Genomic DNA, 17,121 nt, shown 5'->3' with positions numbered 1-17,121 from the left:
GAATGTTAATCTTCTAAAATGGTGAATTTCCTGTCGAGAGGCTTAAAATTTTCAATAAGCATGTCGATGAATGCCCGGCCATATTTAACATAAAAGAGACCGAAATTCTCCGTCCGCTCCTGAAGGCCACCCCGTGGAAATAGCTTATCTTTCAGTGAATCGATCTGGGCGAGCGCGTCACTAAAGTTACGCTTCTCGGCTTTCATCAGCTTCCCCTCAAGGTTCTTCACCGCTTTCTGCAAGCGGGCATTAACGGCTTCTGAGCTTGGCCCCAGGGTGGGATCTATTTTATGAGCCCTGAGCTTAATCTTCTCAAAGATGTTGTTCAATTCCTGGAGTTCGTCATTGAGATTGAGCGTGTGACCAGAATGGTCTGAAACCCATTGTTTACGCAGCTTTTCAGTGTTCTCAAATATATCAGGGAGGCTGAGGTCGAGCCTGGCAAGTTTACCACTGAGGTTGCCTGAAGTGATGATCGCGGAATTCCGGAGCAGCAGAACCGGGAAGTCAATCCCATAGAAATCAAAATTTTGCTTCAGCTGCAGCCAGTAAACAATTTCAGCTCCACCGCCTATATAGGCGAGATTCGGGAGTATTATCTCCTGGTAAAGCGGGCGCATGACGACGTTGGGACTAAACCTTTCAGGATGAGTCTCAATTTCGCGGCGAAGTTCATCTTCTGTAAACCGGATACTTGTATTTAACACCTCGTATCCATTGCTCTCAAAAACAATGCGTTCGCGGAGGTCATTATCCAGGTAAAAGAAATTGATCTCCCGGGGATTTACCTGTACCGGTATTTCGAGACCCTCAAGCTGTTTACTGGTGGCGGCGATATTTTTAAAGCTGTGCCGACCGATAATATCGTCGCGCATCACAGCCGAGAATTCCTTTTTTAGCCGGGCATCGTCGGCGTCCAGAATGATAAGGCCGTACTCCTCAAAAAGAGTGTTGACCACCGATCGCGTGGCATCACCGAGATTCGGATTTTCGAGGTAGGCGGCGCTCATCAGGCTGCTAAGTTCCGCAGCGTTTTCAGATATTCCCAGGGTTCCGGTATAATCCCTGAGCGTTTTCTGGATTCCTTTGATATCAATCCTGCCGGTTGCCCCGGCAGTCTCCGTCTCCCAGATTATCTTTTTCCCCGAAATATAGGTATGGTTGATCTCAGCAAAATCATGATCCTCCGAAGCCATCCAATAAACAGGGACGAAATTCTTGTCCGGGAAGCTGGCTTTTAATTCCCTGGCCAGGTTTATGGCAGTGACAATCTTGAAAATGAAGTATAGCGGGCCCGTAAAAAGATTGAGTTGGTGGCCCGTTGTTACAGTGAAAGTTTCTTTTTGTTGAAGGAGGTTGATGTTCCTAACGACAGCCTCGTTAGGGTTTTGTTTAAGTCTTGCGTATTGTTCTTTAAGAACAGTGACAAGAAGCTCGCGGTCGGCTTTATCTGCTTTCTTTTCAATCAGTTTCCTGAATCCGTCTATGTCTGCCCTGAAACTACAAAAAGGCTCAAGATCAGGATCGTTTTCCAGGTAGCGAATTATTGCCGGTGAGAAACTATTTGTTTCGCTGTAATCAAGATAATTTGCCTTCATTAAGAAACGAAATTAGCTGAATTTGGTGAATTCCATCAGTAGTATCGATTATTTGACAATTTAACTATAGATTTCGCGTCTTGCATACGATTTTAAACGCAAAGACCGCAAAGTACACGCAGAAGGCGCAAAGCTTGGTTGTCGTGTTAACTTCGCGTCCTTTGCGAAAACCTTTGCGCCCTCTAAATAGGCGTTTGACTATGTTACACTCTCCGTCCGTACAGATCAAAATCCTCAGCCCGGTCAATCTGTACATTTACAAAGCTGCCCGGCGTGGCATAATCTGTCGACGCATCAAGCAGAACCTCATTATCAACCTCCGGAGAGTCGAATTCCGTGCGCCCTATAAAGAAGTCACCGTCCTTTTTGTCTATCAGGACTTTATATGTCTGTCCGACTTTTTGCTGGTTCTTTTCATAAGAAATTCCCTGCTGAATTTCCATTATGGCATCAACGCGCTCCTGTTTAACCTCTTCCGGAACGTCATCGTTTAGCAGATGGGCGTGTGTTTTTTCTTCATGCGAATACGTAAAGCATCCGAGCCGCTCGAACCTCGTTTCTTCTACCCAGTCTTTCATTTCCTGAAAATCCTGTTCCGTTTCACCAGGATATCCGCAGATCAGCGTGGTACGCAATGCGATGCCCGGAACCTTATCCCTGATCTTATTGACCAGATCAATGGTTTTCTCCTTGTTAATTCCCCGGCGCATGGAACCCAGCATACTGTCAGTGATGTGCTGCAAAGGCATGTCGAGATAATTACAAATATTTTCGCGCTCGTTCATTACGTCCAGGATATCCATTGGGAATCCGGAAGGGTAAGCATACTGCAGCCGTATCCATTCGATGCCATTTACGTCAGACAGGTTGCGAAGCAGGTCGGCCAGGTTACGTTTGCTGTAAAGGTCCAGGCCATAATAAGTAAGATCCTGGGCAATCAGAATTAATTCTTTGGTTCCATTGCTTGCCAGGAATTTAGCTTCTTTAACCAGTTCGTCGATGGGTTTAGAAACGTGCTTGCCGCGCATTAAGGGTATAGCACAAAAAGAACACGGCCTGTTGCAACCCTCGGCAATTTTGAAATATGAAAAGTGGGAGGGGGTGGTTAGTAAACGCTCGCCTACCAGCTCATGCTTATAGTCGGCCCCAATAGAACCCAGCAGGTTTTGCAGGTCATTCGTCCCGAAGTAAGAATCAACGTTCGTTATCTCCGCTTCCAGCTCAGGTTTATAACGCTCGGAAAGGCATCCCGTAACAATAACTTTTCCCACCTTACCTTCGTCCTTTAACTGGCTGTATTGCAGTATCGTATCAATCGATTCCTGCTTGGCATTGTCTATGAAGCCGCAGGTATTGATCACTACAATATCATCGTTATTCAATTTCTCAGCTTCATGGATCACATTCATCTGATTCCCCCGCAGCTGTCCCATCAGGACCTCTGAGTCATGAATGTTCTTCGAACATCCGAGGGTTATCACATTCACCCTCGGCTTGGTCGCCGGCGCTGCATTGCTGATCTTCGTTTTCATTATCTTCGTTCCCCTTACTTAAAAAGCGAGTCGACAAACTCCTTCTTGTTAAATAGTTGAAGGTGGTCTATCCCTTCTCCAACACCAATATATTTCACCGGGATCTTGAACTGATCAGAGATCCCAATCACCACCCCGCCTTTTGCCGTACCGTCAAGTTTGGTTAACGCCAGGGCATTTACTTCAGTAGCCTGCGTAAACTGCTTGCACTGTTCTATTGCATTCTGGCCGGTGGAAGCATCTAATACCAGTAATATTTCATGGGGCGCTCCCGGAACCACTTTCTGCATTACCTGTTTGATCTTGGTCAGCTCGTTCATCAGGGCAATTTTATTATGAAGACGGCCGGCGGTGTCGATAATAGCCACATCATCGCCATTTGCTACGGCCGACTGCAAAGTATCGAAAGCTACTGATGCAGGATCGGAGCCCATCGGCTGCGCAACGATCCTCACGCCCACGCGCTCTGCCCAAAGTTTGATCTGATCTACCGCAGCTGCCCTGAACGTATCGGCAGCGCCAAGCACTACCTTATTGCCGGCAAGTTTTAATTTATTGGCCAGCTTACCTATCGTGGTGGTCTTACCAACGCCGTTCACTCCGACAACCATGATCACATAAGGCTTATGGTCGCCATATTCAAAATTCCTGAAATCATTGCTGTTATTTTCGGAAAGCAGGTTCTGAATTTCTCCCCGCAGGATCTCATTGAGCTCGGAGGTATTTACATATTTATCGCGCGCAACCCTTGCCTCGATCCTCGAAATGATCTTCAGGGTGGTTTGAACACCTACGTCAGAGGTGACAAGAGTTTCTTCCAGTTCATCCAGCACATCCTCGTCAACTGTCGACTTCCCGGCAACAGCTTTGGTGATCTTTGAAAACAGGCCTTCCCTGGATTTCTCCAGCCCCTTGTCGAGAGCAGCCTGCTCCTCAACATTGTTTTCTTTCTTTTTGAAAAAATCGAATAATCCCATGGGAGTTTTTATTAGGTACCGAGGTATTCTTTTTACGTTTTTATTTTCCTATTTCGTTTGTAGCGGTAATCAGTGATCGGTAATCAGTGATCAGGTGCGTATCGCATAGCGCCACAAACTAAAAACGGCGTTGTGTACGCCGTGCACCGATTACCGATTACTGATCACCGATTACTATCTGGCTCCAACAAAAAAGCCCCCCAACGATTAAACGTGGGCGGCTTCTCTAAAAGTTCATTATTAATTATTGACCGCTTTTAGACGCGTTGATAGCATCCTTCACGTGATCGTTGTGAACGATAAGTTCTTTAAATGAATAAGCACCGGATTTTGGGGACTTAGTCATAGTGATCACTTTTGAATATTCTTTACCAGCGCCGGTCTTCAGGGTTGCAACTACTTTCTTTGCCATTTTTTATCTTTTTGAGTGGTTATAGGCTATAGGTTTTAGGCTTTAGGTACTCGGAAAGAGTTCTGACTTAAAACGTATAACGTATTACTTATAACTTACTTAATTTCTTTGTGAACAGTCACCTTTCTCAGAACAGGATTAAATTTCTTTAATTCTAAACGCTCAGTGGTGTTTTTCTTGTTTTTTGTTGTAACGTAACGAGACATTCCAGCCATGCCACTTTCTTTGTGCTCGGTACATTCTAAAATCACCTGAACTCTATTACCTTTCTTAGCCATTGTATTGTTTTTTGAGTTGTAAGTTCTCCGTTATATGTTTTACGTCCAGACGTACAACGTATAACGTAATGCGTACAACTTATATATAACCTTTCTTAAGGAACTTATTAATTACGGCAGTGATGCCATTTTTACTGATGGTTTTGATCGCTGAAGTAGAAACTTTCAACGTGATCCATCTGTCTTCTTCTGGGATGTAAAATTTCTTTACATGCAGGTTAGGGTAAAACTTACGTTTGGTTTTTACGTTCGAATTAGAAACGTTAAAACCGTTCATCGCCATTTTCCCGGTTAAATCACAAATTCTCGACATGACTCTAAGTGTATCTTTTATTATTAGTCTAATTCTCTAAAGAGTTTGCAAATATCGGGAGAAAAAATTAGATACGCAAACGTTTTTTGGATAAAGTTGAAAGTGGGAGGTGATGCGCCGGACGAAGCATAGGGCGGAGGGGAAAGGTGAAAGGTGAAAAGTGAAAGCCGGAAGATGAAAGTTTTCGGTATCAGGTGTGTAACCGACCCCGTAGGGGTCGGAAAAACGCACTAAATAATTTTCCATAAACATTTGACTCCTTCGGAGTCAGCGAATCTGTCATAAAATGTTGCATTTACCAGGACGTGTTTTTTTTTGGAAAGCAGGGGCAGAAGCATTGATTAACGATAGTCCGTTGCTACGCTGTAGTTTTTGCTTTGCAGGTGTTTTAAATAAGAAGATTTCAGGATGCAAAAAGCTGCCGCTTCGTCACGGTTTAGATGGCAGGGATGGTGCTGCTATGGAGGGTTGCAAACGTACCGGGTCCGATACTCGCTTTAATAGCAGCAATGCTCTCACCGAGTTAAACCTGATCGCAGCAGGTAGCTTTGGCCAATACGCAAATCGATTTAAAAGAGAAATTGGATGGCCAAACTACTGCGCAGAGCAGGGCTATCGTTTCAATGAAACACAGGCTCTGCTTTCCAAAAGAAAATAGCATCGTTTTCTCTACACCAGTTCCATTCTTCTTATCCCAGCTATGTATATCTTTATTTTATATTGTTTTACAATCTCCTCCTCAAAAGTCCCAAGCAATAAAGTCACGCAAAACGACTGCAAATTAAAAAGCGACGTTAAATTATTTTGGTGTACGTACACGCTACAGGAAATCAATTTCCCGGCCCGTCACAAATGTTATACACTATATTAGCCCTTGCCCTTGTATCCTATACTTTAGAAAACTATTTTTACCGCACAAACTTTAAAACCGTCGTGAGAATCAGGCTCAAAGGCCGGCCAGCTGCGGCAGGGATCTCTCGATAGACCCCCCGGATAATTATCCGGGGGGACTTCATCCCATAGATGCGGGATTAAAGCAAACTATATTTTAAATGAAAATGGATCTTCGTATTAATTCTTTTGACGATTACAAACGTGTGTATGACTACAGTGTGGCCGAGCCTGAAAATTTCTGGGCTGGGATAGCTGATACCTTTCTGTGGAAAAAGAAATGGGATAAGGTATTGGAGTGGAACTTTACAGAACCTAATGTGCAATGGTTTAAAGGCGCCCGGTTAAACATCACCGAAAATTGCCTGGACCGCCACCTTGAAAAGGACGGTGATAAAACAGCGCTGATCTGGGAGCCGAACGACACAGAAGAACACTACAGAAGATTCACTTATAAAGAGCTTCACTTCAAAGTATGCCAGTTTGCTAATGCGTTAAAGAATAACGGCGCGAAGAAAGGCGACAGGATATGTATCTATATGCCTATGGTTCCGGAGCTTGCAATAGCTGTTCTGGCCTGCGCGCGGATCGGCGCCATTCACTCAGTAGTGTTCGGCGGTTTCTCTGCACAGTCTATCGCCGACAGGATCAATGACGCTGAATGCAGCCTGGTTATCACTGCCGACGGCGGATTCAGGGGAGCAAAGGATATTCCATTGAAAAGTATCATAGATGATGCTATTGTTCAGTGTAAATCTGTTGAGAAGATCATCGTACTTACCCGCACACGCACACCGGTTTCGATGATCAAGGGCCGTGATGTATGGTGGGAAGATGAAATTAAAAAGGTAGAGACCCAGGGCAACCCTGTTTGCGAGGCTGAGTCTATGGATGCTGAAGATCCTTTATTTATATTGTATACATCCGGGTCAACCGGCAAGCCAAAGGGTGTTGTACATACCTGCGGCGGTTACATGGTCTACACCGGGTATACTTTCAAAACGGTATTCCAGTATGAGCCGGGCGAAGTGCATTTCTGCACTGCCGATATCGGCTGGATCACCGGTCACTCTTACATCGTTTACGGGCCGCTTTCACAGGGTGCTACTTCACTGATGTTCGAGGGCGTACCTACCTACCCTGACGCAGGACGGTTTTGGGATATTGTCGACAAATTCAAAGTAAATATTCTATATACTGCCCCTACAGCCATCCGTTCTTTAATGAGCTTTGGCGATGAGCCTCTAAAGGGAAAGGATCTTAGTTCGCTTAAAAAACTGGGATCAGTAGGGGAGCCAATCAATGAGGAGGCCTGGCACTGGTATAATGAAAATATTGGCAAGGGCAACTGCCCGATCGTAGACACCTGGTGGCAGACCGAGAACAGCGGTATCATGATCTCGCCGATAGCAGGTGTAACTACCACCAAGCCGGGCTATGCAACATTGCCCCTGCCGGGTATCCAGCCGGTACTGGTTGATGAGCATGGCAATGAGCTTACAGGAAACGATGTTAGCGGAAACTTGTGTATCAGGTTCCCATGGCCTGGCGTTATCCGTACCACCTGGGGCGATCATGAGCGCTGCCGCACCACTTACTTTGCAACATATCCTAATATGTACTTTACCGGCGACGGCTGTTTAAGGGATGAGGATGGTTATTACCGCATTACCGGTCGTGTGGATGATGTAATCAACGTGTCCGGTCACCGTATTGGTACAGCCGAGGTTGAAAATGCCATTAATATGCACGCTGATGTTATCGAAAGCGCAGTAGTAGGGTACCCTCATGATATTAAGGGACAAGGGATCTACGCCTACGTCATTCTTGGAACCTCAACGCACGACCAGGACCTTACCCGTAAGGATATCTTACAGACCGTTGCGCGTATCATAGGTGCTATCGCTAAACCGGATAAGATACAGTTCGTTTCCGGCCTGCCTAAAACAAGATCAGGAAAGATCATGCGCCGTATCCTCAGGAAGGTCGCAGAGGGTGAAACCTCCAACCTGGGCGATGTTTCGACACTGCTCGACCCGAGTGTGGTTGAGGAGATTAAGAACGGAGCGCTGTAAAAGGAGCAGGGAGTAAAGAGCAAAGAATAAAGACTTTCCACAAAGCGGACTATCCGCGCTTACAGCGAAAATATGTTTTGCGCCCTGCATGGGATGTTTTTTGCCGTTTTTTAAAGGCAGGCTCACCTATAAATACAAAGCAGGCTTGACCCCGAAGGTGCCCGCCCGTCCGCCCGTGCCGATACGGACGGGGATGAACACCGTTCGGACGGGGTCTCATGTTTATAGAAGAAATCATTCAAGCCTTTCCGACCCCGGAGGCGGTCGTATGTGTTTAAAAACTTCACATGCGACCACCTTTGGGGTCGATTTGTCGGAAATATCGATTACTATAAGCATCCGACTGCCTTTGGGGCGAAAAGTAAAATCTTTTAACCGGATACTAGTGACTCCTGGTTCTTGACTCTTTGCTCCTGACTCTCCCAAAAAACATTTCCTCCTTATCCGGGTTATTTGATCATAACCAACACTTAAACACCATGGACAAGTTAGAATTGAAAGGAAAATGGAACGAAATGAAGGGAAAAGTTAAACAGGCTTATGGCGATTTAACTGACGACGATCTGAAATACGAAGAGGGAAAGGATGACGAACTCTACGGCAGATTACAAAAGAAGACGGGAAAAACGCGCGAAGGCGTGATCGACTGGCTGAGAAGCTTGTAAGTGGGATATGGATGTGGGAAATGAGTTATCGTGGTTTCTCGTTTCCCACATCTAATCCGTATTTTCGTCTCAATGAAAAGCAAAACCAAACCGACAATACTCGTAGTAAATGACGACGGGATCACAGCACCCGGTATCAAAGCGCTGATAGAGGTGATGCAAACACTGGGCAATGTTGTTGTTGTGGCACCCGATGGACCGCAGTCAGCAACCGGCCATGCTATTACGATAGCTAAACCCCTGCGGCTGGATGGCGTAGACCTTTATGAAGGGGTTGAAATGTATAAGTGCTCGGGGACGCCGGTTGATTGTGTAAAGCTGGCTGTCAATAAGATATTTAAAGGTAAGAAACCGGACCTGTGTGTGTCGGGTATTAATCACGGCCTGAATAATTCTATAAACATTTTATATTCCGGCACCATGTCGGCCGCAGTGGAAGGCGCCATCGAAAGCATACCATCCATAGGCTTTTCGCTGGATGATTTTGAGCTGGACGCTGACTTCAGTCACTGTAAAAAGTATGTCGAGCTTATCACAAAACAGGTATTGAAGAATGGCCTCGGACTCGGCACTCTGTTAAATGTCAACTTCCCCAAGGGCGATGCGATCAAAGGCCTTAAGATCTGCAGGCAGGCAAATGCAAAGTGGACCGAAGAATTTGACGAGCGCCTTGATCCGCATAGACGTAAATACTATTGGCTGACAGGGATCTTCCAGAATAACGATCATGGCGAAGATACTGACGTATGGGCCCTTGATAATGGTTATGTATCCGTAGTTCCGGTGCAATTTGATATGACTGCGCATCATGCGATTCCGATACTGAATACCTGGGATTTTAGCTCGGAGCTATGAGAAGTGAGCTACGGGCTATGAGCAATGAGCTATGAGCAATGAGCAATGAGCCACGAGCAATGAGCTTTTTGCAAGCGAACATAGCAAACGATTAATCCTGATTCAAAGTCCCATAGCTCCCATCCCACAGCCCATAGCCCAAATCCCACAGCCCAAATCCCATATCCCAAATCCCATAGCCAATGAAATACTACCTCATAGCCGGTGAAGCATCCGGGGATCTTCATGGATCCAATTTAATGAAGGCGTTGAAGCAGGAAGATGCTGATGCGCAATTCCGGTTTTTTGGCGGTGATCTGATGCAGGCTGAGGGCGGGAGCCTGTCCAAGCACTACTCGGAAATGGCTTTCATGGGCTTCGTTGAGGTAGTTGCGAACCTGAACACCATATTCAAAAATATAAAGAAGGCCAAGCAGGATATCCTGGACTTTAAGCCGGATGTGATCATCCTGATCGATTTCCCCGGCTTTAACATGAAGATCGCTGAGTTCGCCAAAAAGGAGGGTATAAGGGTATTCTACTATATCTCTCCGAAGGTTTGGGCCTGGAACCAGAAGCGGGTACTGAAAATTAAAAAGTACGTCGACCGCATGTTCTGTATCCTGCCCTTCGAGGTTGATTTCTACAAGAAATGGGGTATGGATGTAGACTACATCGGGAACCCGCTGCTTGATGCAATCAGCGTTAATCAGCCTGACGATCAGTTTAAGGTTAACCACGACCTGGATGTGAGGCCTTTGATAGCGCTGCTTCCGGGAAGCAGGAAGCAGGAGCTCGACCGCGTATTGCCGGAGATGATAAGGGCAGCAGACAAGTTTCCTGGTTATCATTTTGTTATTGCCGGAGCTCCCAGCTTCAGCGAGGCCGACTACCTTCCTTACCTAGGCGGGCGTGAAATTCCGGTGATATTCAACGCCACCTATAATCTGCTCTTAAATTCCGCCGCTGCAGTGGTAACCTCCGGTACAGCAACCCTTGAAACGGCAATACTTAAAGTTCCCCAGGTGGTTGTTTATAAAGGTAACCCTGTGTCCATCGCGATCGCCCGTATGCTGGTTAATATCAAGTTTATTTCGCTCGTTAATCTGGTGATGAATGACGCGGTAGTAAAAGAGCTTATCCAGGAGGATTGCAACGCTGTAGCGATCGCTAAGGAATTAGATTTGCTCCTGAATGACCAGTTGTACCGCACGGGTATGCTGATTAATTATGATGAACTGCTGATTAGAATGGGAGATACTGGCGCGTCGGAGAGGGCGGCGCGACTGATATTCGGGTACCTTCAGTAGTATTTTCGCCCCTCCCGCGACTACGAGCGGGAAAATCATACTTCCTAACAACCAATCCCCAACTTCCTTCGTATATCCTTATACCGCCGGCATGCCAACAAACTAAGAATTAACTTGTTATCATTTCTGCCGGGATTTTTCTATAACTTAATGTATGTTTCATAGGTTCCTGTTATTGGCCTGTTTCTGCATTTCTGGGTTCGCCGGATCTGCACAGGTTGTTACAGAATGCCCGCGGAACATTGGCTTTGAAAGCGGCAGTTTTTTCAACTGGATATGTTCCATGGGAGAGATCTCGCAGACCGGTCCCATGGCGCCGGCAAACAACCCACGCCCGGCAGTTATATCCCTCAACACCTCGGGTCCGGTTGCCGGTACGCATACGCTTATACCAAGATCGGCTTCGGCGACCGATTATTACGGTCAGTTTTCTACGAATTCGCCGAACGGAAGTGATTATGTTGTCCAGCTGGGAAATGAGTGTAATGGCCGGGGCGCTGAACGGATCAGCTATACCATCACTGTTCCCTCCAATGTTGAGAATTACTCGATAATTTTTAACTATGCCGTAGTTTTCGAGAGCCCCACACATGATTATGATGAGCAGCCTAAGTTTACAGCCAGGGTTTTCGATGTAGCCAGTAACAATTCAACCGCCTGCGGCTCTTTTGAATTTGTTGCTTCAGGCGGCCTGCCGGGCTTCGCGGTTTCTCCATTTGAAAGCAGACGGCTTTGCGGTGGTGGCGGCGGTGGCGGTGGTGGAGGGAATAACCCTCCTCAGGGCCCTGTCCCGGTGCTGTATAAAGACTGGTCCCCTGTCCTGGTGAACTTATCTGAATATCTGGGGAGAACTATCAGGCTGGAGTTTACAACCAATGATTGCAGCCTCGGCGGGCATTTTGGGTATGCCTACATCGATTTCGATGAAAATTGCTCTATACCCGTAACGGGAAATATCACCTGTCCGGGCATACAAAGCCTGACCCTGAGAACTCTTCCCGGCTTTTACGGATATCGCTGGTATAACGCTGAAACCTCAGAGTTCCTGGGAAGCGGCGACAGCGTTGTTATATCACCCGTTCCGCCCGTGGGCACCCGGATCGCCATCGAGCTGATGCCATACCCGGGTCTGGGTTGCCAGCAAACACTCTACACCACCATAGGCGGCATGTCTATGAATATTATTGATCCGCCGCCCGACTGTATAAGCGTGGACATTACTGATATTTCCCTGAAGGTGGGCAACAGCTCCGACCTGACCTATACGTACTGGACCGATCCATTGGCGACGCGGCCCCTGCTTAACCCGCGGCGGGTCACGGTAACGGGTACCTATTATATCCGGGGGCGGAGTTCATCAGGCTGCGTTGAGATCAGGCCCGTGAGGGTTCTTATTATACCGGTCCCGCCGATTGTGCAAACCAGGGTTTTACAGGCTGTACACCCGGTAACGGTCGACATTACGACGGCGTTCTTACATAATGAAAATATGAGGTACTCATACTGGGCGGACAGGGATACTACCAGGCGGATACCCGACCCCACCCGGGTAGGGAGAAAGGGGACCTATTACATAAAAAGCATGACTGCCAGCAATTGCGTTTCGATAACGCCTATATTGGTGGATATCATTATCCCGGATTACGTGATACCAAATATGTTCAGTCCGAATGGTGACGGCGTGAATGACCAGTTAACCGTACTCATTAACAGCGCTGTCCAGGTAAAGCATTTCAAGATATTTAACCGCTGGGGCGACGTTGTATATATCACCACGGATATAAATAATTATTGGACAGGTTTCCGCGATACATCAAACGTGCCCGTTGGGGTATATTACTGGGTTCTTGAGGGGATACTAGAATTTAAAAAGTATTTGAGATCGGGGTATGTGACGTTGGTGAGGTAGGGTGAGAGTGGAGACCCGATAGCTATCGGGTTGAAAGTTGAAAGTGGAAAATGGAAAGCTGAAAACTGAAAACTGAAGTGGAAAACAGTTAATTAAGCACTAGCGATCCTGCACAGCGTCTAGTTCATTTTCAGTTTTCAGTTTTCAACTTTCAGTTTTCAGTTTGAGATCCCCGCGCGAAGTGAGGGATCTGAATTATTTCACGGTAAAATTAACCTGGTAATCGCCCCAGATCAGGGAAACCACGCCGGTTTTAGCGATCTTGAAGGTCATTCTTTCAGAGAATGCTGGTGACTTGAGGGTTTTTACGGTAAATCTCAGGGCATCTGCCTTCTGATCGTATTCTGTGCCCGACTGGTTCCAGGTTTTATTCAGGATAATAACCCATTCTTTTTGTCCGGGGATAGAATACAGGCTGTATTTCCCTTTCGGCAGCGCTTTTCCGCCCACGGTTACATTTTTGCTGACTTCGAAGGTTGTCGCTTCATTAGCGCCGGTACGCCATACCTTACCCCATGGAGCGATCTCTTTGCCAATAGTTCTTCCCTTAATGCCGGGCTGACTGTAGTCGATAGTGATCTTTACTCCGCTGTTAGTGGTTTCAGAAACTTTGGCCGCAGGGCTCGGGCGCTGTGCGCATGCAGTGGCGCTGATCAGCCCGGTGATCAGTAATAATAGAAATGTTCTTTTCATATCGAATGTTTTTTAGCAAATATATCGAACTGCATTTTGATTGAGCTACCGGAAATAGAATTGTTATAATGTACGGGATTTCATTTTCTTAAGCGATGCTTCAAGAATAGTAATATTCCCTTTCGCTGCCTTGCCCAGTTCGACGGCTTTTAATTGACTTGCTTCCGCTTCGGCGAAATGTCCGAGCCGGTAATGGAGGTGAGCGAGAGTATCATAACTTTCCGGTGTCGGACGCAGTTCGATCGATCGTTTTACCCACTGCAATGCTGGCATCAGGTACTTTGGATTTGTGGTTTTGGTTGTGTAAACAGAGTAAGCGCCATTATTCAATTCCGCCGCAAACAAATTGTTGGCATAGGTGTAACTTACCGATCTAACGGCGGCCCCTGTGGGTCTGTTCAGCTCGGCCAGTTCATTTGCCCTGCTTCGCGCTACCTCCTGCGCCCTGTCTGTCAATTTTCGGATGGAGTCGGCGCTTAACCGCATGTAATGCTGATCGTAGTGCCTCACAGCCATTGCCAGGTATTGAGCAGTATCTTTTATCCCTGAGTAATAGCGAAGCATCTGGCGATCACCGGCTGCCCAAGCAGCAACAGGATTAGTTTTTGAGGATAACATTGTTGTAAAGTGCCGAACGGCCGAAGCCCTTGTTATGTTTTTTTCTGCTATAGCACTCTCCAGGGTATTTTCGATCATGCGGCGATTAATTGCAGCCCTAACATCATAGATCTCACGTTTGAATATACTGTCGACTAGCTTACGGTTGGTGTTTATCAGGCCGTATGCGCGACCGTCGATAAACGGGCCAGCCTTGAGGACAAAGAGAACTTCACCGTATTTTTCGAGGTCATTGATGGTGAGGGTCTTAACATACTCCTCAATTAGTTCAGCGTTTTTATCAATCCCTGCGTTCATGCGTCTGTTGATGTAGTTTTTCAGGAACGCATTGCTACGATCACCGGTTTTGTATTTTTCATCGAGATCAATAATTGACTCTTTACCTTTCTCGGCAAGCGCCCGGTTAAACATATCGGTAAGCAGCGGTGCCGGCAAATTGCCAATCTGTTTAAAAAGGAGTCCGCCTTTGGAGTCGAAGAACGCGAAAGCGGGGAACCCGGTTAATTGATTGGCTCTAATAAGCGGCCGTGATGCCGAATCCGAACGATCGACCTTGTATCCAACGAAATTCTCAGTGAAAATTTTCACTATGGCAGGGTCGTCAAGTCCGGTGAGCACTTGCGAAACCCCCACAGCCGGTTTGGTAGTTATCAACAGGCACAGCAGTTTATTCTGCTCCCGGGCTTTGGCCTGCGCTGCTTCAAAGGACTTTTCGTATTTAATGCTTTGCGCAATAGTAGCGCTGGCCCATATAAGCAACGCTAAAAGAGTAGAAATTCTTTTCATAGTTCTAATTAGATGATTGAAAATACGTTTTTTCATATCCGGAAGCAAAATTCCTCTTTTCAAATCTGATCCATCGATCTAGACAGATTTTTTTGCGAATGATCTTCGGAATCACGATATTTGTGTTCTTATACACGGGGGATTAGCTCATTTGGCTAGAGCGCTTCGCTGGCAGTGAAGAGGTGATCGGTTCGAATCCGATATTCTCCACAGAATTAAACTTAGGGGCTTCAAAGCCCCTTTTTAGTGACGCACCGTCCAGAACAGTGCGCCTATCCCTCCAATTGCTTAACGAGGGATAGGCTGAATGAGTGGTGAATGTTTGTTGATCTACTCAGAATACGTCACGACACTCGAGTGAGCTGCGACGATCTTCCACATACCATCTTGTTTGACCCAAACCCTTGTGTATCTGTTATTCACATTGAATTCTTCTCCTGTAAAGCTGCCATTAATACGCATTAGGACAGATACTATTGCAGTGCTATAATATAAATCGATCTTCTGATCTTGCGGGTAGAGAGCATCAATTTTAAGATTCCCTGACTGATGGTTGTGAAGATCCATCTCCTTTGTATAAATACTTCCGGAATGATCTGTAAAAATTAAATTGTCGGAGATAAGTGAATCCAGCTTAAGTACGTCGCTACCTAACATTGCAAGCCGAAGTTCTTCTTCTAATTTTTTGATTTGATCAAGATCGTTCATATTTTGTTTTGATTCTCTAATATATAAATTACTATTCAGACACCTTAACTGGCCTTTCTCAAAAGGTGGCTTAGCCTCTGCTATTTAATATCTTCGTATGAGTTAGGAGATCTTAATGCAAAACAAGATATTTAATCAAGGATGACAAAACTGTGTCAAGCTGCGGGATATACTTGTGTTGCCTGATTTTATTAGACTTAATACAACTTACTGCTACAAGAGACAAACAAAATAGCCTTGATGATATGACGCTCATAACCAAACTAACTTTTCTCTCGCTTCTATGGATGTCTTTCTTTTTTACTTCCGGCAACTGGCAAAGGGAATCAAACTTGCTAAGAGAAAATCCAACTGTTTCGGCAATTCAATCAAAGATAATTAAGCCACAAAGTTCAGTACCAGTCGGCAATGTTTCTATTGGTCTGGAAGACAAAAAGGGGAATATCTGGTTCGTTAGCACGGGTAAAGGCGTTTATCGTTACAATACCCGCTTGGGTGACGGACAGGGTCAATCATTCACAAACTTCACAACCCGGGATGGACTGATCAGTGATATGGTTCTTTCTATAATGGAAGATAAGGAGGGAGATCTTTGGTTCGGAACCGACTCCGGTGTATCTCATTACGATGGAAAAACCTTTACGGACATCCCAATACCGGATAATTTTGTAACCAGTATATTAGAAGATAAAAGTGGAAAGCTTTGGTTTGCCACAAGAAATGGTGTTTACTGGTACAATGCCCGCCTGCCGGATGGGCAGGGAAAAGCCTTTACACGGTTCTTGGATGATCAAGGTGTGATTAATCGCAGTGGACTTGCTCTTAGAGTCGTACAAAGTATGCTCGAAGACAAACAGGGCAATATTTGGATTACTACCAAAGATGAAGGCATTTGTCGTTATGATGGCAAATCTATCATTAATTACACGCCTAATGATGTAACATGGTTCCGTGCACTATTTATTGATAAAGACGGAACTATTTGGGCTGGCGGGAAAAACATCGTATGTCGTTTTGATGCCCGCCTGCCGGATGGGCAGGGGAAAACCTTTACCAGCATGACACAGGACGGCAGGTTTGATTCCTCTACTGTGTACTCAATAACACAGGATAAGTCAGGGAATATGTGGTTTGGGACTGAAGCCAGCGACGCATCAGACCGAGAAACCGAAGGAGGCGTATGGGTTTACAATGGGACATCCTTTAAACACTTTTCAAAGAAAGATGGTCTGAGCCATAACGCAGTTTGGTTTATTTTAGAAGACAAATCAGGTATGTTTTGGTTTGGCACCAGAAGAGGTCTGTCCCGATATGATGGGAAAACTTTTATAGCTCTTTGGAATAAAAGTGTCAGAATATAAGTTGTCAGTATTTTCTCCTGGAAACTATAATTTGTAGCGGTTCACCCAAGAATCAGGAGCCAAGAACCAGGACTTTCCACCGGACGTACCATTTTGTCTGCCCAGCTCATACCTCACCCCTTCCTTTGTAAATTTTTCCACGCCTTTTACTTATAAACTTA

At 45.8% G+C, this 17,121-nt stretch carries 16 protein-coding genes and 1 tRNA gene; 8 read left to right on the top strand and 9 right to left on the bottom strand.

Annotated features, from left to right (window positions below; genetic code table 11):
* Nucleotides 1–5 precede the first annotated feature (5 nt).
* The 6 genes from bshC to rpmB form a co-directional block, all read right to left on the bottom strand.
* Nucleotides 6–1,598 carry a bacillithiol biosynthesis cysteine-adding enzyme BshC gene (gene bshC / locus P2W76_RS13360; RefSeq protein ID WP_276348326.1) on the bottom strand — a complete coding sequence of 531 codons (1,593 nt, stop codon included), beginning with the start codon at nucleotides 1,596–1,598 and terminating at the stop codon, nucleotides 6–8.
* Between the two features lie 203 nt (nucleotides 1,599–1,801).
* Entirely contained in the window at nucleotides 1,802–3,130 is a 1,329-nt protein-coding gene (gene rimO, locus P2W76_RS13355) for a 30S ribosomal protein S12 methylthiotransferase RimO (protein WP_276348325.1), read from the bottom strand.
* A gap of 14 nt (nucleotides 3,131–3,144) precedes the next feature.
* Nucleotides 3,145–4,107: a signal recognition particle-docking protein FtsY gene (gene ftsY, locus P2W76_RS13350; RefSeq protein WP_276348324.1), complete on the bottom strand. Its 963-nt coding sequence runs from the start codon at nucleotides 4,105–4,107 to the stop codon at nucleotides 3,145–3,147.
* Nucleotides 4,108–4,351: 244 nt separating this feature from the next.
* Entirely contained in the window at nucleotides 4,352–4,519 is a 168-nt protein-coding gene (locus P2W76_RS13345) for a DUF4295 domain-containing protein (protein WP_276348323.1), read from the bottom strand.
* A 95-nt stretch (nucleotides 4,520–4,614) separates the two neighbouring features.
* Nucleotides 4,615–4,797, bottom strand: a complete 183-nt coding sequence (gene rpmG / locus P2W76_RS13340) for a 50S ribosomal protein L33 (RefSeq protein ID WP_079703649.1) — start codon at nucleotides 4,795–4,797, stop codon at nucleotides 4,615–4,617.
* A 79-nt stretch (nucleotides 4,798–4,876) separates the two neighbouring features.
* Nucleotides 4,877–5,110 carry a 50S ribosomal protein L28 gene (rpmB, locus tag P2W76_RS13335; protein WP_079703650.1) on the bottom strand — a complete coding sequence of 78 codons (234 nt, stop codon included), beginning with the start codon at nucleotides 5,108–5,110 and terminating at the stop codon, nucleotides 4,877–4,879.
* A 286-nt stretch (nucleotides 5,111–5,396) separates the two neighbouring features.
* On the opposite strand from rpmB, the gene P2W76_RS13330 reads away from it, so the two are divergent.
* The 6 genes from P2W76_RS13330 (at nucleotide 5,397) to P2W76_RS13305 (ending at nucleotide 12,794) form a co-directional block, all read left to right on the top strand.
* Nucleotides 5,397–5,768 carry a hypothetical protein gene (locus P2W76_RS13330; RefSeq protein WP_276348322.1) on the top strand — a complete coding sequence of 124 codons (372 nt, stop codon included), beginning with the start codon at nucleotides 5,397–5,399 and terminating at the stop codon, nucleotides 5,766–5,768.
* A gap of 400 nt (nucleotides 5,769–6,168) precedes the next feature.
* A complete protein-coding gene (gene acs / locus P2W76_RS13325; protein WP_276348321.1) occupies nucleotides 6,169–8,076 on the top strand; it encodes an acetate--CoA ligase in 1,908 nt (635 codons plus the stop codon).
* Between the two features lie 479 nt (nucleotides 8,077–8,555).
* Nucleotides 8,556–8,741 (top strand): CsbD family protein, encoded by a 186-nt coding sequence (locus P2W76_RS13320; protein ID WP_276348320.1) that lies wholly within the window; start codon nucleotides 8,556–8,558, stop codon nucleotides 8,739–8,741.
* Nucleotides 8,742–8,813: 72 nt separating this feature from the next.
* Complete coding sequence (surE, locus tag P2W76_RS13315; RefSeq protein ID WP_276348319.1) at nucleotides 8,814–9,596, top strand: 5'/3'-nucleotidase SurE; 783 nt, start codon at nucleotides 8,814–8,816, stop codon at nucleotides 9,594–9,596.
* A gap of 182 nt (nucleotides 9,597–9,778) precedes the next feature.
* Nucleotides 9,779–10,885 carry a lipid-A-disaccharide synthase gene (gene lpxB / locus P2W76_RS13310; RefSeq protein WP_276348318.1) on the top strand — a complete coding sequence of 369 codons (1,107 nt, stop codon included), beginning with the start codon at nucleotides 9,779–9,781 and terminating at the stop codon, nucleotides 10,883–10,885.
* A 154-nt stretch (nucleotides 10,886–11,039) separates the two neighbouring features.
* A complete protein-coding gene (locus P2W76_RS13305; RefSeq protein WP_276348317.1) occupies nucleotides 11,040–12,794 on the top strand; it encodes a gliding motility-associated C-terminal domain-containing protein in 1,755 nt (584 codons plus the stop codon).
* Nucleotides 12,795–12,989: 195 nt separating this feature from the next.
* Here the strand turns inward: P2W76_RS13305 and P2W76_RS13300 are convergent, their stop codons facing one another.
* Nucleotides 12,990–13,487, bottom strand: a complete 498-nt coding sequence (locus tag P2W76_RS13300) for a DUF2911 domain-containing protein (protein WP_276348316.1) — start codon at nucleotides 13,485–13,487, stop codon at nucleotides 12,990–12,992.
* Between the two features lie 63 nt (nucleotides 13,488–13,550).
* On the bottom strand, nucleotides 13,551–14,891 hold the full coding sequence (locus P2W76_RS13295) for a hypothetical protein (protein ID WP_276348315.1): 1,341 nt from the start codon (nucleotides 14,889–14,891) through the stop codon (nucleotides 13,551–13,553).
* A 136-nt stretch (nucleotides 14,892–15,027) separates the two neighbouring features.
* Here P2W76_RS13295 and P2W76_RS13290 point away from each other — a divergent pair.
* Nucleotides 15,028–15,101, top strand: a tRNA-Ala gene (locus tag P2W76_RS13290).
* A 120-nt stretch (nucleotides 15,102–15,221) separates the two neighbouring features.
* Here the strand turns inward: P2W76_RS13290 and P2W76_RS13285 are convergent.
* Nucleotides 15,222–15,599 (bottom strand): nuclear transport factor 2 family protein, encoded by a 378-nt coding sequence (locus tag P2W76_RS13285; RefSeq protein WP_276348314.1) that lies wholly within the window; start codon nucleotides 15,597–15,599, stop codon nucleotides 15,222–15,224.
* A 245-nt stretch (nucleotides 15,600–15,844) separates the two neighbouring features.
* On the opposite strand from P2W76_RS13285, the gene P2W76_RS13280 reads away from it, so the two are divergent.
* Nucleotides 15,845–16,960, top strand: coding sequence for a two-component regulator propeller domain-containing protein (locus tag P2W76_RS13280; protein WP_276348313.1), 1,116 nt, complete (start codon nucleotides 15,845–15,847; stop codon nucleotides 16,958–16,960).
* Nucleotides 16,961–17,121 lie beyond the last annotated feature (161 nt).

The sequence above is a fragment of the Daejeonella sp. JGW-45 genome (assembly GCF_029360805.1).
Lineage (GTDB): Bacteria > Bacteroidota > Bacteroidia > Sphingobacteriales > Sphingobacteriaceae > Daejeonella.
This window is presented reverse-complemented; position numbering and strand designations above follow the sequence as displayed.

What these genes read in the sequence shown, in the direction of transcription:
- P2W76_RS13295 (WP_276348315.1), bottom strand. Translation starts at nt 14,891, where the DNA reads ATGAAAAGAATTTCTACTCTTTTAGCGTTGCTTATATGGGCCAGCGCT.
- P2W76_RS13320 (WP_276348320.1), top strand. Translation starts at nt 8,556, where the DNA reads ATGGACAAGTTAGAATTGAAAGGAAAATGGAACGAAATGAAGGGAAAA.
- bshC (WP_276348326.1), bottom strand. Translation starts at nt 1,598, where the DNA reads ATGAAGGCAAATTATCTTGATTACAGCGAAACAAATAGTTTCTCACCG.
- P2W76_RS13280 (WP_276348313.1), top strand. Translation starts at nt 15,845, where the DNA reads ATGACGCTCATAACCAAACTAACTTTTCTCTCGCTTCTATGGATGTCT.
- P2W76_RS13330 (WP_276348322.1), top strand. Translation starts at nt 5,397, where the DNA reads ATGTTGCATTTACCAGGACGTGTTTTTTTTTGGAAAGCAGGGGCAGAA.
- rpmB (WP_079703650.1), bottom strand. Translation starts at nt 5,110, where the DNA reads ATGTCGAGAATTTGTGATTTAACCGGGAAAATGGCGATGAACGGTTTT.
- P2W76_RS13305 (WP_276348317.1), top strand. Translation starts at nt 11,040, where the DNA reads ATGTTTCATAGGTTCCTGTTATTGGCCTGTTTCTGCATTTCTGGGTTC.
- P2W76_RS13285 (WP_276348314.1), bottom strand. Translation starts at nt 15,599, where the DNA reads ATGAACGATCTTGATCAAATCAAAAAATTAGAAGAAGAACTTCGGCTT.
- surE (WP_276348319.1), top strand. Translation starts at nt 8,814, where the DNA reads ATGAAAAGCAAAACCAAACCGACAATACTCGTAGTAAATGACGACGGG.
- acs (WP_276348321.1), top strand. Translation starts at nt 6,169, where the DNA reads ATGGATCTTCGTATTAATTCTTTTGACGATTACAAACGTGTGTATGAC.
- lpxB (WP_276348318.1), top strand. Translation starts at nt 9,779, where the DNA reads ATGAAATACTACCTCATAGCCGGTGAAGCATCCGGGGATCTTCATGGA.
- ftsY (WP_276348324.1), bottom strand. Translation starts at nt 4,107, where the DNA reads ATGGGATTATTCGATTTTTTCAAAAAGAAAGAAAACAATGTTGAGGAG.
- rimO (WP_276348325.1), bottom strand. Translation starts at nt 3,130, where the DNA reads ATGAAAACGAAGATCAGCAATGCAGCGCCGGCGACCAAGCCGAGGGTG.
- rpmG (WP_079703649.1), bottom strand. Translation starts at nt 4,797, where the DNA reads ATGGCTAAGAAAGGTAATAGAGTTCAGGTGATTTTAGAATGTACCGAG.
- P2W76_RS13345 (WP_276348323.1), bottom strand. Translation starts at nt 4,519, where the DNA reads ATGGCAAAGAAAGTAGTTGCAACCCTGAAGACCGGCGCTGGTAAAGAA.
- P2W76_RS13300 (WP_276348316.1), bottom strand. Translation starts at nt 13,487, where the DNA reads ATGAAAAGAACATTTCTATTATTACTGATCACCGGGCTGATCAGCGCC.